The 16,378-nt window shown below is 41.2% G+C and carries 15 protein-coding genes; 7 read left to right on the forward strand and 8 right to left on the reverse strand.

What is annotated here, in order from left to right; all coding sequences use genetic code 11:
- The 3 genes from B2R65_RS04190 to B2R65_RS04200 all read left to right on the forward strand — a co-directional run.
- The coding region (locus B2R65_RS04190) for a histidine triad nucleotide-binding protein (RefSeq protein WP_286741286.1) at positions 1 to 322 on the forward strand (322 nt) is incomplete at its 5' end.
- Positions 323 to 541: 219 nt separating this feature from the next.
- On the forward strand, positions 542 to 1,198 hold the full coding sequence (locus B2R65_RS04195) for a helix-turn-helix transcriptional regulator (protein WP_286741288.1): 657 nt from the start codon (positions 542 to 544) through the stop codon (positions 1,196 to 1,198).
- A 116-nt stretch (positions 1,199 to 1,314) separates the two neighbouring features.
- A complete protein-coding gene (locus B2R65_RS04200) occupies positions 1,315 to 3,471 on the forward strand; it encodes a response regulator (protein WP_256851607.1) in 2,157 nt (718 codons plus the stop codon).
- Positions 3,472 to 3,507: 36 nt separating this feature from the next.
- Here B2R65_RS04200 and B2R65_RS04205 read toward each other — a convergent pair whose 3' ends face one another.
- The 5 genes from B2R65_RS04205 to B2R65_RS04225 all read right to left on the reverse strand — a co-directional run bounded on the left by B2R65_RS04205 (position 3,508) and on the right by B2R65_RS04225 (position 8,248).
- A complete protein-coding gene (locus B2R65_RS04205; protein WP_096740309.1) occupies positions 3,508 to 4,083 on the reverse strand; it encodes a hypothetical protein in 576 nt (191 codons plus the stop codon).
- Positions 4,083 to 4,748, reverse strand: a complete 666-nt coding sequence (locus B2R65_RS04210; RefSeq protein WP_096740310.1) for an AHH domain-containing protein — start codon at positions 4,746 to 4,748, stop codon at positions 4,083 to 4,085. Before B2R65_RS04210 ends, B2R65_RS04205 begins: the two co-directional genes overlap by 1 nt.
- A 103-nt stretch (positions 4,749 to 4,851) precedes the next feature.
- Complete coding sequence (locus tag B2R65_RS04215) at positions 4,852 to 6,276, reverse strand: mannose-1-phosphate guanylyltransferase/mannose-6-phosphate isomerase (RefSeq protein ID WP_286741293.1); 1,425 nt, start codon at positions 6,274 to 6,276, stop codon at positions 4,852 to 4,854.
- A 68-nt stretch (positions 6,277 to 6,344) separates the two neighbouring features.
- The gene (locus B2R65_RS04220; protein WP_024033950.1) at positions 6,345 to 7,118 is read right to left on the reverse strand and encodes an amidohydrolase; all 774 of its coding nucleotides are present in this window, start codon (positions 7,116 to 7,118) and stop codon (positions 6,345 to 6,347) included.
- Positions 7,106 to 8,248 (reverse strand): methionine aminotransferase, encoded by a 1,143-nt coding sequence (locus B2R65_RS04225; RefSeq protein WP_286741294.1) that lies wholly within the window; start codon positions 8,246 to 8,248, stop codon positions 7,106 to 7,108. Before B2R65_RS04225 ends, B2R65_RS04220 begins: the two co-directional genes overlap by 13 nt.
- A gap of 212 nt (positions 8,249 to 8,460) precedes the next feature.
- Between B2R65_RS04225 and B2R65_RS04230 the strand changes: the two genes are divergently transcribed.
- From B2R65_RS04230 to B2R65_RS04240, 3 genes are read left to right on the forward strand one after another with little or no spacing between them, the layout of a single operon-like run.
- Positions 8,461 to 9,084 carry a methylthioribulose 1-phosphate dehydratase gene (locus B2R65_RS04230; protein WP_004587487.1) on the forward strand — a complete coding sequence of 208 codons (624 nt, stop codon included), beginning with the start codon at positions 8,461 to 8,463 and terminating at the stop codon, positions 9,082 to 9,084.
- Positions 9,084 to 9,767, forward strand: coding sequence for an acireductone synthase (gene mtnC, locus B2R65_RS04235; protein ID WP_256851603.1), 684 nt, complete (start codon positions 9,084 to 9,086; stop codon positions 9,765 to 9,767). Before B2R65_RS04230 ends, mtnC begins: the two co-directional genes overlap by 1 nt.
- Positions 9,764 to 10,306 (forward strand): 1,2-dihydroxy-3-keto-5-methylthiopentene dioxygenase, encoded by a 543-nt coding sequence (locus tag B2R65_RS04240; protein WP_029772882.1) that lies wholly within the window; start codon positions 9,764 to 9,766, stop codon positions 10,304 to 10,306. The genes mtnC and B2R65_RS04240 overlap by 4 nt, the downstream gene beginning before the upstream one ends.
- Before the next feature lie 48 nt (positions 10,307 to 10,354).
- Here the strand turns inward: B2R65_RS04240 and mtnA are convergent, their stop codons facing one another.
- A complete protein-coding gene (gene mtnA, locus B2R65_RS04245) occupies positions 10,355 to 11,380 on the reverse strand; it encodes an S-methyl-5-thioribose-1-phosphate isomerase (RefSeq protein ID WP_286741297.1) in 1,026 nt (341 codons plus the stop codon).
- A gap of 128 nt (positions 11,381 to 11,508) precedes the next feature.
- Here mtnA and mtnK point away from each other — a divergent pair, with 128 nt between their 5' ends.
- Positions 11,509 to 12,726 carry an S-methyl-5-thioribose kinase gene (gene mtnK / locus B2R65_RS04250; protein WP_286741298.1) on the forward strand — a complete coding sequence of 406 codons (1,218 nt, stop codon included), beginning with the start codon at positions 11,509 to 11,511 and terminating at the stop codon, positions 12,724 to 12,726.
- 37 nt (positions 12,727 to 12,763) lie between these two features.
- On the opposite strand, the gene B2R65_RS04255 is transcribed toward mtnK, so the two are convergent.
- Together B2R65_RS04255 and B2R65_RS04260 are read right to left on the reverse strand one after the other, a co-directional pair.
- Positions 12,764 to 14,245 carry an FMN-binding glutamate synthase family protein gene (locus tag B2R65_RS04255; protein ID WP_138685038.1) on the reverse strand — a complete coding sequence of 494 codons (1,482 nt, stop codon included), beginning with the start codon at positions 14,243 to 14,245 and terminating at the stop codon, positions 12,764 to 12,766.
- Positions 14,246 to 14,341: 96 nt separating this feature from the next.
- Entirely contained in the window at positions 14,342 to 16,120 is a 1,779-nt protein-coding gene (locus tag B2R65_RS04260; RefSeq protein ID WP_286741301.1) for a DUF885 domain-containing protein, read from the reverse strand.
- Between the last annotated feature and the right edge of the window lie 258 nt (positions 16,121 to 16,378).

A 16,378-nucleotide genomic window follows, 5' to 3' on the forward strand; every position in this document is an offset into this window, starting at 1 on the left:
CGACATTATTTACGAAGACGACACTACCCTTGCATTTAAAGATATAAACCCGCAAGCTCCTTTTCATGTGTTAATTATTCCAAAAAAAGCAATTGCCACGATTAATGATATTAATAGCGAAAACTCACATTTAGTTGGAAATTTATACGAGGTTGCTGCTAAATTAGCCAAGCAATTTAACTTTAGTGACGATGGCTACAGAGTAGTAATGAACTGCAATAAACACGGCGGGCAAACCGTGTATCACATACATTTACATATGCTTGCAGGCAAAGAAATGGGCTGGCCTCCGTATCAAGAAGCTAAAAAATTAAAAATTTAATAATAAAAATTCACTGGAATTATTAGTATTTAGCTAGTTACAAATGTTATGGTTTATCATGTATATAAAGTGAAAAATAATTACTTATTTGCAACATTTTATGTTTAAATAATCGTAAAATCGTACTTGTTCACAAGGCGAAACCCGACTTTCTAATACAAAAGGTGTGGAAGTCGTGATAAACTTAACTAGTCAGCTTTATAAAAAGAGTATAAAAACATGAGCAGTTCAGCCTTTTTGTTATTAGATCAAGAGCCAATTAACACCATTGGCATTAACGTTTTAGAACCTTTGTTAAAAACGCAAGGCCTTGACGTAACCACGGGTACAAATATTTTAGATGTACCAGAAGGGACTCGATTACTGTTCATTGAAACATCAAGTAACGATGCATGGGGTAAACTAAAAGAACAGCTAGTTAACCTGCGCACCAAGTGCGATATCGTATTATTTAACCTAGACGAAAACCCAGAGCTCGCTAACCGCGCGCTGTTGAGCGGTATTCGTGGCGTGTTTTATACGACAGATAACGCTGATGTATTAATGAAAGGTATTCGCTTACTTTTAGAAGATCAGCTTTGGTACAGACGTGACATTATGTGTAATGCATTAAACCGCATGCTGCAGTTTAATAAAGACGCACTACACAAGCTGACCGAAGGCGATATAGAGCCAATTAAACTCACTAAACGAGAAAAAGCAATAATCTCGTTAATGAGTAAGGGTTCTAAAAACAAAGAAATTGCTGAATATTTAAGCATCAGCCCGCACACAGTTAAAACACATTTATACAGCGCATTTAGAAAAACTAAATGTCGTAACCGTATTGAGCTACTATCTTGGGCTCAACAAAACATTCCAGACGAAATTCGTTAATCAATTTCGTAATTTAAAAACAGGCACTTATGGTGCCTGTTTTTGTTTATGCTGCATGCTTGTTAAATTAATCGCTTTTTATTACTCTATTTAAAGTACCCATTGCTGGAACCTCTATGCTCGACTCATTTACCCTCTTTTTTGCCAGCATTGCCGTTATTATTGTAATGACCCTTCTTAACTTTTTAACATGGCGTACCAACAAAAGTACCCCAGGTACTCTGCTTTATATTTTTTACCCGGTTTTATTACTAGGCGCAGTAATTGGCTTTACGCTTATTGGCAAAACGCACAACCTTATTGTGATTAGTATTGCCAGCAGTATGATGTTTGGCGCATCAATTGTGCACAGCTTGGCTATATGCCAATTTTTAGATTATCGGGGTATTGGGTTTAAGCTACTGTGCTCCTTTACCGCGTTTAGCGCCGTAATGTTGGGATATTATTCGTTTATTGACCCTTCTTTACGCGAGCGAATTTACGTCTCGGATGTACAGCACATTGCAGAAGCCGCTTTTTTACTGTTTTTATTTATTAAATATGCCCGAAAGCCCTACCCTAATGGCACCATTGTTTACATTTTAATATTAACTTTAGTTGGCCTGAGCTTTATTAGCCGCTCACTATTTATGGTTAATATTGAACAACCCCTGCTATTGCAAAGCCCATGGTTTAGCAGCTTACTGTTTTTAAATGGCGTTATTGCACCTATGTTTTATGCCGCCGGTATGGCGCTTTTGTGTAATGAACGCAGAGAAAAAAACCTTAACAAGCTGGCCGACAAAGCCCAAAAAGATCTAGAGATTAGAGGCCTGTTTTTATCAACGATTAGCCATGAAATTCGCACCCCCCTTAATGGCATATTAGGCAGCGCCCAATTAGTTATGAACCAAAGCACCGACACCCGCAATAAAGCCTATTGTGAGGCCATTATTAATTCGGCCGAGTCATTAAATTTACTGGTTGATAAAGTGCTCGACTACGCAAGCCTAGATCAAAGTGATGAAGCACTTTACGAAGAAGACATTGAATTTAAAACCTGGTTAAACAATTTATGTTTATTGCTCAGCCCATTAGCGGAGCAAAAACAACTTAAGTTTGAACTGGTATGTAATATCCCTGAACAAGCCTGTTACTACTGCGATCAGCAAAAATTAAGGCAAATTATTATTAACCTTGTTGGTAACGCCATTAAGTTTACCGACCACGGTATAGTAAAAATTCAGGTTGATTTAATAAGCGATAGGCAGCTTGAGCACACCATAAAAATTAGCGTTAAAGACTCAGGCCCTGGTATCGAAAAAGACGAAATAGCCTACTTAACCGAACCCTACGTACAAAGTAGCGCCGGCAAAGAAAAAGGCGGCACCGGCCTTGGGCTTGCCATCACCAGCCGCTTACTAGAAAAGCTAGGCAGCCGTTTAGAAATAACCAGTCAACTAGGCACTGGTAGCGTATTTAGCTTTACTACCACCTTTACGCTAGGGGAGCTTAGTTTGGTAGAGCAGCGACATCAAAACAAAGACTACTTAACTGGCCTTGAAGTACTGCTAGTAGAAGATTTAGATTTAAATCAAAAAATTGCCATTGAGTTTATGGCCGAAGATGAGCATAAAATAAAGCTCGCCAAAGATGGCAAAAGCGCTATTGAACTGCTGCAAACGCATCACTTTGACGTTATTTTACTGGATATGAACCTGCCAGACTTTACCGGCCAAGAAGTATTAAAACGTTTGCAGCGTTTGGAGCATAAAAACCAGCGCACGCCCGTACTGGCCTTTACAGCAAGCTTAAGCCCTGATGAGGTAAAAGAATACTTAGCCCTGGGAATAAAAGACATAGTAGGCAAACCAATTAAGCAGCAAAAGCTTCGCCAAGCACTGAGTGATTCACAATCCAATCAAACTGCAAATATAGCTGTAGAGCTAGTAGACACCTTATACGACGAAACCGCAGCAGAAACGCTAACCAGCTCATTTAGTGAGGATGAAGTGTCGTCGATTTACAATGAATTTGTACTCTCAGCACGGACTAAACTAACCCGATGCCAAGAACTTATTGACCAGCAACCAGAGCAGTGCATTAAATTATTGCACCGCCAAGCAAGCACCGCGCTGCAATTAGGCTTTAACCGTTACGGTATTGAGCTTAAAAAAATAGAGCGCCGCTTGCTTGATAACAAACCTCATAACAACCTGCTAGATGAGGCGTTAGAGCTATGGCAGCGCAGCCTAGAACAATACTTAAAGTACGTGCGCGGGCAGTTGGGTTAGCATTGAAAAGCATATACCTTGGATGCTTTAGTTTATTTATTCAAACCTGGCAACTTCTTCAAAGCTTAGCCCAGTAAAGCCGTGCGCTTGCAAAGCACAAAATAGATTTAGAGAAATGTCTCTATCACTTACACGAGAGTCAAGAACATAAGTACCTTCAAATCGATCCTCTGGAATTTTAAATATACAACTATGCTTTGGTAGTTTTTCTTTTTTGAATACCGCTTTTTGTAATCCAATATTTAAACCTGGTAGCATAAAAGTACTCATTTCAACATCCAAAAATCCCCTTATTGTTCTAGTGACATTATAAAAGTACCAGTTTTCATCACCTACATAGAAAGGTAGTAACTCTCCCGAATCTTCAAAAATATCTGCCAGTTCATTTGCTACGTGCTCTTTTATAGCAAGGCCTTGTAAATTTATTGCTGTAATATCACCTATAGGTGTCTTTTTTTCTTGATTGTAATGCGCACTAAAATTTATTAATGTTGACTCTTTTGATGAACCATCAGGCTTCCATAGGTCAGGCTCACATAAAGATTCGCTATCAGGAAATATGACTCTGTAATGGTTAACGTTTGGCGTGATTTTATAAATAACTTTACTCATTAGTACCCATAAACTCCATTTTGTAGCGATATAGCAATTGATTGTAAAATCGCTGCACATTCACTACGTGTATTTGCTAACGATAGTTGATTAGTAATATTTAGATAATATAACTCTGTATGAATTTTTGCATGATTAGAAGCGTCAGGCATAGCTGGGTGAGGAACGTAGTTTTCGTTCTTTGGCAAAAAGACTCCATTACTTGGATCATCTATTCGAATTTTAAATTTAGCAAGTATCTTTCTAGCAGCTCGCGCCAGCTCATGAGTACCAGATACAATCGCATGGGTAGCCGTATTTGGTGGCTTTTTACCAGCTCCTGTTGCAGACATATATCTTGCCATTCTTTGCGGCCGGTGTTTTTCTTTCAAAAGAGCTTCTGTTGTTGTTCTATTTGCCATCTCTGCATAACGAGAATATGCTAATAAACCAAACTTAACACTCCGAGTAGCTATCTTATTATAAAGGCGAGCAGCATGTTGAGCAATTTCAGCTTCAGTAAGTTTACGTTCGGTCTCTTTTAAAGTTTTCTCCAACTCGTTTGAAATAAGTGTTTCTGAGTCTCTAAACTTATAAATAACACCTGACTCTCTTATACTTTGGCGTAACCCTTGAAGGAGTTCACCAGGTTCTACTTGAACAGCTGTAATCAAAGATTTATCCATGTAACGTCCCTATAATTTTAACTGACAACATAGTATTTTAAATAACTTTTTATTTCAATCAACATCCTCGCTACTTAAGTTTATCACTAGAAAACCACTTTATTTAAATACCTAACCTTCCATACTTATCATCAAAACGCTCTATGTCACTTTCATCTAGTACGGCGCCAGTTTGCACTTCAATGACAATTAGCGCCTCTTTTTGATTGTTCGCTAAGCTGTGTATTTGTTTTACTGCAATGTAGCAAGATTGGTCGTGGCTAAGTGTTAATGCTTGCTTATCAATACGTACATCGGCAACCCCCGATACCACCACCCAATGCTCTGCACGATACTGATGGCGCTGCGTTGAAAGTTTAGCCCCGCTGTTTACGGTTATTTTTTTAACTTTAAACCCTGTCCCTGTTACTAAAGTGCGGTAGTTACCCCATGGACGATACACAACCTGATGGTGATTGAGTTTATCACTTTGGCTAACCGCTAATTGCTTGAGCAATAAAGGCAGACCATCGAGCTTGTTTTTATTGGCAACGAGGGTGGCATCGTGGGTATGAATAATAGCTAAGTCGCTAACCCCAAGGGTAGCAACGCTGTGATCGTCTTCGCTTAAAACAAAATTATTAGTACTATTTTGCGCGGTATGGCTGTCGTTTTCATTATTGCCATGTGCATCTTTTTTAATAAGGCTAGCCAAAGCACCAAAGCTGCCTACATCACTCCAATTAAGAGCAACAGGCAGCACTGCTACATTATTACTGCGCTCTAAAATGGCGTAATCGATAGAGTCACTTGGGCAGGTTTTAAGTGGCTCACTTATCGGCCTTGTAAACCCTAAATCGTCAGAGAAATTAGCCGCCGCGCTTACACTGAGTGCAATTTTTGGTGCAAAGCGTTCTAGCTCATTTAAATAGGCTTGTGGTGTAAATAAAAACATGCCGCTATTCCAGCTATAACCGCCTTGAGTTAAATAATGCTCAGCGGTAGCCAAGCTTGGCTTCTCTTTAAATTCAGCCACTTTATAGCAATTTGAGCCCGCTATTTTACTACCTTGTTTAATGTAGCCAAACCCAGTGTGGGGCTGTGTTGGTGTAATTGAAAACGTGACCAACATACCTTGCTGGGCTAATTCAATTGCATCGTTTAATTTAAGTGTGAGCTCAGTAAAGTTGGATATATGATGATCGGCAGGCATCACCAGTATTGGCCCAGTTATGCCTTGCTGTAAAGCGTAGTGTGCTGCCAGCGCAATAGCCGGCGCGGTATTTTTACCCTGGGGCTCTAACAAAAGTGCATGAGGAGCGGCCTGTGCACTTTGCTCAGCAGCAATAAAGCGGTGCTGCTCGTTACAAACAAGTATTGGCTTTGCAAACTCCTTGCCCGATACACGCGCTAACGTACTTTGTAATAGTGAGTGTTTGTTATCAAGCAGAGGTAAAAATTGCTTAGGCATAGCTTGGCGAGAAAGCGGCCATAACCGTGTGCCAATGCCGCCCGCTAAAATTACCGGTGTTATAAGGGTTGTATTCATAAAGCCGCCAATAAACATATCAGCGGCTATTTTAGCACTTTATTGGCTAGGCGCTAATGCTTAGCGATTTATACCAAGGTAAACGCGTCGGCATCTAAATAAGCAGGAAATGAGGCTTTAAAATCATCGAGCGGTGCTTTTTCAAGTGTTACGGTAAGTAACTCTTGTGAATTGTCTTTTGCTTTGGCGATCGTATCGCCTTTAAAGTCGTACACAGCCGTGCCGCCATTGTGCGCAACACCATTGCCATCGTCGCCAACACGGTTAACGGCTACTACATAACATAGGTTTTCCATAGCGCGCGCCATTAATAGCGTATCCCAAATATGACGACGAACTGCAGGCCAGTTTGCAACGTTTATCATTACATCGTAATCATTATTGTTGCGCTGAAAAACCGGAAAGCGCAAGTCGTAACACACTTGCGGCAGTAACTTAAAACCGTTAATTTCAAACGTTTTACGTGCTTGCCCTGCGACAACGTAATCGCCCTCACTGCCTAAGCGAAATAAATGACGTTTATCGTAATAATTTACCTCGCCACTTGGCGTCACCCAATAAAAGCGATTCGCTTTTTTATCGCCTTGAGCAACCAAAACCGAACCTGCAATAACGGCTTTATGTTTATGTGCTTGGGTTTTTAGCCAGCTCAACACTTTGCCATTTTCGGGCTCTGCGCAATCAAGATTAATAGCAAAGCCTGTGGCGAAGGTTTCGGGTAGTAAAATTAAATCAGGTTGAGCGCTCATCGCTGCTAATTTTTTATCAAACATGGCTAAATTGGCGTCTTTATCAAGCCAATGCAGCGCACTTTGAACGAGTGTAAGCGTTAAAGTTGACATAATATTTGCGCGGCCTCTATTAAGGTTTCATCGTTTTTAGCAAAACACAGTCGAATCACTTTATCATTTGAAGGTTGCTTATAAAACACACTTAAAGGAATAGCAGCAACCCCAGCTTGCTCTACTAACCAGTGGCAAAAATCCACATCATTAAGATCAGACACCTCACTGTAATCGAGCAATAAAAAGTACGTACCTTGGCTTGGTAAAATATTAAAACGGCTGTCACTTAAGTGCTGTGCCAGTAAGTCGCGCTTTTGCTGATAAAAATTACTCAGCTCATCGACATGTTCGCCTTGTTGTTCAAGCATGTCGGCCAATGCGTGTTGTGCAGGTGTAAAGCTTGAAAAAGTAACATACTGGTGTATTTTTCTAAATTCAATAGCAAGCGGTGCAGGCGCAATACAGTACCCCATTTTCCAGCCGGTACTGTGAAACGTTTTGCCAAAGCTTGATATAACAAAGCTTTTTTCACGTAGTTGCTCATCACAAAGCATGCTTAAGTGCTTATCGCCATCAAAGGTAATGTGTTCGTAAACTTCATCACTTATTACATATAAATCGTGGTCGCTTACTAACGATTTGAGCGCGTTTATATCATGGCTTTTAAGTATTTTTCCGCTTGGATTGTGTGGCGTATTAATAATTATAGCGCGCGTGCTTTTGCTCACTGCACTGCGAACAGCTTGCCAATCAATAGCGTAATCGGGGGCATGCAATGCAATATGAACTGTTTTACCGCCAGCAAGCTCAATGGCAGGCTGGTAAGAGTCATAAGCGGGGTCAAACACAATGACTTCATCATCGGGGCGTACTATAGTTTGAATAGCCACAAATAATGCTTCGGTGGCGCCCGACGTTACCGTAACTTGCTCAGCTGCATCAATGTTAGCCGCGTATTTACGCGAAACTAAATTTGCTATTTGTTGATGTAAACGGGGCACACCACTGGATGGCGAGTATTGATTAACCCCTTGCTGAACATAAAAATTTAGCTGGTTTTTCAGTAGTTCTGGCGCATCAAACTCAGGAAAACCCTGCGATAAATTTATTGCCGAATGCTGACTTGCCAAGCCACTCATTTGGCTAAATATACTAACACTTAAATTTGGTAATTTACTTTCAAACACGACAGGCCCTTAATGATGGTTTTGCGCTTAAAGCGATGCTATCATTGCTTAAAACAGAAGTATAGCCGTCTAAAATTAAATAGCTTTATATCAATTTGCTTAATTAACTGAGTTATTTTGAGGTAGCAAAAACGCAGCTCGCGTTTGGTTTAGCGCCTCAAACGCATTAAGTATTATTACGCATTGGTATTACACTCATTGGTGAGGAATGTATGCACAACAATACCGCTATTTCGCAACTTATTGAAGCCGGAAAATGGATCAGTCAAAAAGGCTGGGTTCCCGCCACCGGCGGAAATTTTTCGGCGCGCACCGCAACAGGGTATGTGGTTACCGCTAGCGGCTTTGATAAAGGTCAGCTCGGTACACACACATTCATTGAGCTTGATCATCAAGGTAATCGCACTAAAGGTGCTGGCAACCCATCGGCCGAAACGCAATTGCACTTAGGCATGTATAAGCTTATTCCGCACGCAAACGTGGTACTGCATACTCACTCAGTAGCAGCCACCGTACTATCGCGTGTAATTAAAAGCCATGCATTAAATTTAAGCGGTTACGAAATGCAAAAGTCACTCAGTGGGGTAACCTCGCATTTAGATACGCTCAGCATTCCTATTTTTGAAAACGACCAAGACATAGACCGCTTAAGCTTGCTGCTTAGTGATCACCACTTACATACACCCATTGAGCATGCAGTGTTAATTCGTGGGCATGGCGTTTATGTAGTAGGGCGTAATTACAAGCAAGCACTTCGCCATTTAGAAGGGTTAGAGTTTTTATTTAGTTGCGAGCTGGAACGGTTAAAAATAGAAGGTATTGGGGCACAGCTATAATGATAAAAGCAATTTTAACTGATATTGAAGGCACCATAACACGTATCTCATTTGTAAAAGAGGTGCTGTTTCCGTATGCAGCCAAGCAACTAGCAACGTTTATGCGCTTAAACGAAAATAAACCCCATGTCGCTGAGCAAATAGCGGCTGTTAAAGCCATTATTAATGAGCCAGATGCCGATATAGAAAATGTCATTAGCGTGTTACTAAAATGGATTGAAGAAGATAAAAAAATTACCCCTTTAAAGCAAATACAAGGGCTAATTTGGCAAACGGGCTACGAGCACGGTGATTTTAAAGGCCACCTATACGCAGATGCGTTTGAGTTTTTACAAGCTCAGCATGCTCAAGGCACCGCACTCTATGTGTATTCATCAGGCTCAGTGAGGGCGCAGCAGTTACTCTTTAAATACAGTGACTATGGCGATATTCGCCCCCTGTTTAACGATTTTTTTGATACCAAAGTCGGCGCAAAGCAAGAGCAAGCCGCCTATAACACTATAGTTAATCAGCTCCCTTTTAGTGCAAACGAAATCTTGTTTTTAAGTGATGTGGCAGGTGAGCTTGATGCAGCTAAAGCCGCAGGGCTTAAAACCTTGCACTTAATACGTGATGGCCAAGCACATAGCGCGCACCCATACGTACATGACTTTAGCACAGTTAAATTGGAGCAATTTGCATGAGCCAATTAACAATTTATGCTAACAACAATCCAAGTAATGCGCTGGTAAATACCTGCGATTTAAGCGAAATTACTCAGCAATTAGCAAAAGTAAATGTACGTTTTGAACAATGGCAAGCAACCGCACCCATTAATGAGCACACCACAAATGAGCAAATTATTGCAGCGTATAAAAATGATATAGCGCGCTTAAAAGCGCAAAATGGCTACCAAACGGTGGATGTTATTTCACTTGCAAAAGGTAACCCTGCAGCGGCACAAATGCGAGAAAAGTTTTTATTTGAGCACACCCATAGTGAAGACGAAGTTCGTTTTTTTGTAAAAGGCCAAGGGTTATTTTGCCTACATATTGATGCCAAAATTTACCAAGTATTATGCCAGCAAGGTGACTTAATTTCGGTCCCAACTCTTACCCCACATTGGTTTGATATGGGGAGCGACCCAGAATTTACCGCCATTCGATTATTTAATAATACCGAGGGCTGGGTTGCAAAAAGCACAGAGTCTGAAATTGCGAAGCAGTTTCCGTTGCTCGCATAGCAAAAGTAATACGCTCCACAAAGGGATAAGTGGAGCGATGTTTAAAAACTACTTAAGCGCTGTTAACGCCCCACTCTCTACATCACTTTTATTGTAAACACCGGTATCTAACACCCAAGCTGTTATTAGTTTTGCAGGTGTTACATCAAATGCGGGATTATACACATTGGCATTAGTGGGTGCCCACAGCGCCTCACCAAAACTGCCACTTACGCCGCGTACCTCTGCGCTATTTCGCTGCTCTATTGCTATATCGCTACCGCAAGCTGTTTGTGTATCAAGCGTAGTTAAAGGCGCGACAACATAAAAAGGAATATCATGAAAATGCGCCAATACAGCTAAATTATAAGTTCCCACTTTATTAGCAAAGTCGCCATTAGCAGCAATACGATCGGCGCCTACCACTATTTTATCTACCTTGCCTGCGGCCATTAAACTTGCTGCCATATTATCGCAAATAAGTGTATACGGTACTTGCCAGCGCTCAAGTTCGAACGCGGTTAAACGCCCGCCTTGCAACAAAGGCCGCGTTTCATCAACCCACACATGTATATTGCCGTGTTGTTGCTGCGCTTTGTAAATAACGCCTAATGCTGTACCAATACCAGCAGTCGCTAATGCGCCAGTATTACAATGGGTTAAAATATTGTCGCCGCTGTTTATAAGCTCAGCTCCGCGCGTTGCCATGCGCTCACATAGGGCAATGTCTTCAATAAAAAGGCGCTCTGCGCTGCACACCACTGCTGCTACTAAGTCATCGCTTTTAAGGGCTTCTCTTAATATAGCCATACAATGCATTAAATTAACAGCGGTTGGCCTTGTGGCTTCAAGCTCATCAATTGCTTTTGCAAGCGCCGCTTGAGTTCCCCCCTGCTGCGCTAAATGAGCAACCAGCAAACTCGCACCTAAGCCTATTAATGGTGCGCCACGAATTTTTAAACTGATGATCAGCTCCTTCATCGTCTCAACACTATGGCATTCGTGCCATACCTGCTGATGAGGAAGTAAATACTGGTCAAGCACACTTAATGTGCCGTTTTCATATTTTAAACTGCTTGCGATTAGGTTTTGCATGGTGAGGCTGCTTAAATAAAATGCGTAAGGGTATTTTACATCAGTTTGAATAACTCTCAAGTTAGACTTGTAGACATCTAAACATTTAAAGGTATAGAATGCCCAAAAAGGTTATTTGAGAACTCACTATGGCTAACTATGTCGCGTTTAATGCGCAGCGCGCAATTGAATATGTAAACTCGCTAATTGACTCTAAGCAGTATGATTTTTTTAATGCTGGCGCACACTTAACTGCGTACGAATTTGGTGACGGTAACCTTAATTTAGTATTTAGAATTAGCGATGAGCACCATAACAGCATTATTTTAAAGCAAGCACTGCCTTATGCTCGTTGTGTAGGTGAATCATGGCCGCTCACGCTTGATAGAGCCCGTATTGAGGCGCAAGTGTTACTTAACCATGGCGCTATTTGCCCACAAAACACCGCTAAAGTACTGCACTATAACCAAGCTTACGCACTTACTATTTTAGAAGATTTAGGTCACTTAAAAATATTGCGCACTGCGCAAAATAACGCGGAGCAATTTCCTAAGTTAGCTGAGCACGTAGCTACGTATTTAAGCCATACCGGGTTTTATAATTCAGATTTTTACCTAACCGCCCAGCATAAAAAGGCCCTAGTACAGCAATTTACTAACCCTGAGCTTTGCCAAATTACAGAAGATTTATTTTTTAGCGATCCGTATACAGATCACGAACGCAATCACTTTGACGAGCAACTTACTACACATGTACACGCTTTGCGTGATAACACGGCACTTAAGTTAGAAGTTGCGAAATTAAAAGCTAATTTTTTATCTAACCCGCAAACATTGCTGCACGGCGATATGCACAGCGGCAGTATTTTTGTAGATACCAATACCACTAAAGTGATTGACCCCGAGTTTGGCTTTTTTGGCCCTGTTGGTTTTGATATAGGCTCTTTTATTGGCAATTTACTATTAAATTACTGCGCACAAGCAGGGCATATTGAAGAGTTTGTAGCACGGCGAAACTATCAAACGCATTTACTTAGCTGCATTGTTGAAAGCTATAATTTATTTGAGCAACAATGGTTAACTTTAATTGCCAACCACAGCACAGATAACACCCTTAATACCGAGGGCTACCCACAGTACTTTATGAAAACCGTATTACAAGACGCCATAGGTTATTGTGGAACAGAACTAATTAGGCGCACCATAGGGCTCGCGCATGTGGTAGATATTGACAGCATTGAAGATGAAAATACGCGCCTTGCAGTACAAAAACAAGCGCTGAGCTTAGGTGAGCAACTTATTTTAAATGCCAAAAGCTGCGACAACAAAGATGCCTTTTTTAGTTTATTAATAAGCCAGCTAAATTAAAAAAGGCGCCAAAGCGCCTTTTTTACTACCAATACCATTATTGGTAGTTTTCGTAAATTTTATCGAGCGGCTCCGACAGCCCGCTTTCTTGCACTATACGCACGTGTTTACGCCTTAATTCCCGCGCACTCGTTACACCACATGAGTGGGCAATTAAGCCAGCGCCGTAATGAATATATTTATTATAATTGGCAACTCGCTGGGCTTTATCTGCAACATTTAAACCACGCTGTAGCCGCTCGTTATGGGTAGTTACACCGGTTGGGCAGGTGTCTTTATTACATTGCATGGCCTGTATACAGCCTAACGCAAACATATGACCACGCGCAGAAACAACAAAATCAGCACCCAAAGCAAGCGCCCATGCCACCTTAGAGGGCACAATTAACTTACCCGATACAATGACTTTAACCCGTCCTGTTAAGCCATGTTTTTCAAGCATATTAACAACCAGCGGTAAGCTTTCGCGCAGCGGTAAACCTACCGAATCTAATAAGGGTTGTGGCGCTGCGCCCGTACCGCCATCGGCACTATCAATAGTGATAAAGTCCGGCGCTGATTCAAGCCCGCGATGGTTTATTTCTGCAAATAGTGTTTCTAGCCAAGTGTAATCACCAATAACGGCTTTAAAGCCGGTAGGTTTGCCTGTGGCGTTTCGCACTGTGGCAATCATATCTAATATGTCGCTTGGCTTTTTGATCTCTGGGTGCCCATTTGGGCTAATTGAATCTTTACCCTCAGGGATGCCCCTTATTTTAGCAATTTCAGCATTAACCTTTTTACCAGGTAACATACCGCCTTTACCTGGTTTGGCACCTTGGCTTAATTTAAGCTCAAACATTTTTACGTTTTTATGCGCCGCAATTTCTTTAAGTTTATCGATACTTAAATTTCCAAGCTCGTCACGTACACCATATTTAGCCGTACCAATTTGAAACACCAAATCGGCTCCGCCCTCTAAGTGATAAGGGCTTAACCCACCTTCACCAGTATTCATCCAGCAGCCGGCTAATTTTGCCCCTTTTGATAACGCTCTAACAGCCGGTTTTGAGAGCGCACCAAAGCTCATTCCCGATATATTAAACAAGGAGTTAGTGGTGTACGGCGTTTTACAATAAGGGCCTAACGTTACATTACTTGGGTCCAACGCCTCTTCATCTAAGGTTGGAAAAGCACAGTTCATAAACATCACTGTACCAGTTACCTCTAAGCTTTGCGTGGAGCCAAATGCAGCGGTACGATCGACATCTTTTGCAGCACGATACACCCAACTACGCTCTGCTCGGTTAAACGGCATTTCTTCTCTATCGAGGGCAAAAAAGTACTGCCTAAAAAACTCGCCTTGGCGCTCAAAAAAGTACCTAAAGCGACCAATGACCGGGTAATTTCGCCTAATTGCATGCTTTGTTTGAGTAATATCACGAAAATAAAAAACAATAATGGTAAGTACAATTAATCCTAATGCAACAATAAAAATACTCGCAAATACATCAATACTAAAAATAATAAAATCGCTCATCCAAGGCCCCTTGATGGCTGTTTTTAAAAATAAAAAAGGTGTTGCGTCAAAATGACACAACACCTTTCGTTGTTCAAGGTTTATACCTTTAGATAATTAGCTTTGCGTGTTTTCAAGCTCAGCTTTTATATACAAACGAACTTGCTCTTCAAGCACTGATAACGGCACAGAACCATGACGCAATACTTGATGATGAAACTCACGAATATCAAAACGAGGCCCAAGCGCTTGCTCGGCCTCTGTGCGCAAACGCTTAATAGTCAGCTCGCCAATTTTGTACGACAAAGCTTGCCCCGGCCACGAAATATAGCGGTCGGTTTCGGTTTTAACATTGTGTAATGAAAGCGCCGTGTTTTCACTCATAAAGTTCATAGCGCGCTCTCGGCTCCAGCCGTACATGTGCATACCTGTATCAACCACTAAACGAGCTGCACGCCACATTTCATAGGTTAAACGGCCAAATCGGCTGTATGGGTCTTGGTAAAAGCCTGCTTCTATACCTAAGTATTCAGAATAAAGCCCCCACCCTTCACCAAAAGCCGAAAGGTAGGCATCACGTCGGTAGCTTGGTAAGTTTTCAAGCTCTGCATTAAGCGATATTTGTAAATGATGCCCTGGTACGGCTTCGTGTAAGGTCAGCGCCTCTAATACATACAATGGGCGCTTATCTAGCGCATATGTATTTACCCAGTAATAACCTGCTTGATCGCTTCGGCTCGAGCCAACATAGCGACCTGTTGTATATTTAGGGGCTATATTTGCAGGTACAGGTGCAACGCCATAGGGCATACGTGGCAGTGTATGAAATAACTTAGGCAGCTGCGCGTCCATTTTTTTAGCTATATAAGCAGCTTCTTTTAATAGCTGCTCTGGAGTGGTGGCGTAAAATTGCGGATCGGTACGTAAAAAGTGGATAAAATCGGCAAACGTGCCTTCAAAGCCAACTTCTTTAATTATTGCCTGCATTTCACTGCGGATACGCGCCACTTCAGATAACCCCAGCTGATGTATTTCATCAATGCTCATATTTGTGGTGGTGTAATACTGTGCGCGGTTTTTATAAAATGCCTTGCCATTAGGGGTTTGCGAAATACCAATCGTAGTGCGTGCACCTTGCTGATATTGCGTAGTAAAAAATGTTAAATATGCTTTGTAAGAGGCAATAACATCGTTTTTTATGATGCGTTTAGCTTTTTGCTGTAACGCTTTAAAGTCGTTTTCGCTTAGCCCTGCTGTGTTCGTTTTAAACGGGGAGTAAAAGTCTGACTGCGTTACATCATCCACTATGTAAGCGCTTATTGAGTCTTCATACCCAGCTAATACCGCTTGTGGTTGAGTAAGCCCCGTTTCGAGCCCCTTTTTCATCCAATGTATGTTTTGCTCAAAAAAGCGCGGCACTTGTTCAAGGCGGGCTAAATATGTTTCTAACTGTTGCGGTTGCTTGTACTGCGAACTATTAATCATATAAGACAAGCTAGAATGGAACCCATACTCAGAAGTTAGCGGCATGTAGTGCGCATTAAATACGTATTCATCAACACTGTTTTGTACTTGCGCACGAATAATACTGAGGTTAATACTGTTTTCACTTGAAAGCTCATCGCTATCAATTGCATCTAAACGACTTAATAATGCTGTTTTTTCCTCATATTGCTGCTTTAAAAATTCAGCCGATAAATTGGGTAATAAATAGCCATCAACCCCTTCAGGCTGAGTGTAGGGATTAACACGTTTGCGGTAATCAACAATACTTTGCGCCACTTGTTCAAATTGTGTGTTTGCGTTGGGGCTTGTTAATGTACATGCGCTTAGCGTGCCAAAAAGTGATAGCACAAGCAGTGTGCGGCAAATTCGCGGGGGTAAGGAATAATTCATTTTAGTTTTACTTAACCATACAATAGATTTCACAAAACTATCGTAGGCTGAGTAAATAGCAAGATAAATGCGATTAATCTCAATAACACACGCTTAATTGGAGCGGGTAAAATAAGCTGAACCCGCCTAAATTAAGCTAAATACGTGCTCTTTGATGATAAAATCAGCTATTAGGCAGCAAAAGTAAAAATTTAAGTTCACTAATACTGGTTTTTACTTTTAAATAGCCTGCTTAACGATTATTGTAGTAAAAAAATA

This window comes from Pseudoalteromonas sp. UBA2102, assembly GCF_002331165.1.
Taxonomy (GTDB): domain Bacteria; phylum Pseudomonadota; class Gammaproteobacteria; order Enterobacterales; family Alteromonadaceae; genus Pseudoalteromonas; species Pseudoalteromonas atlantica.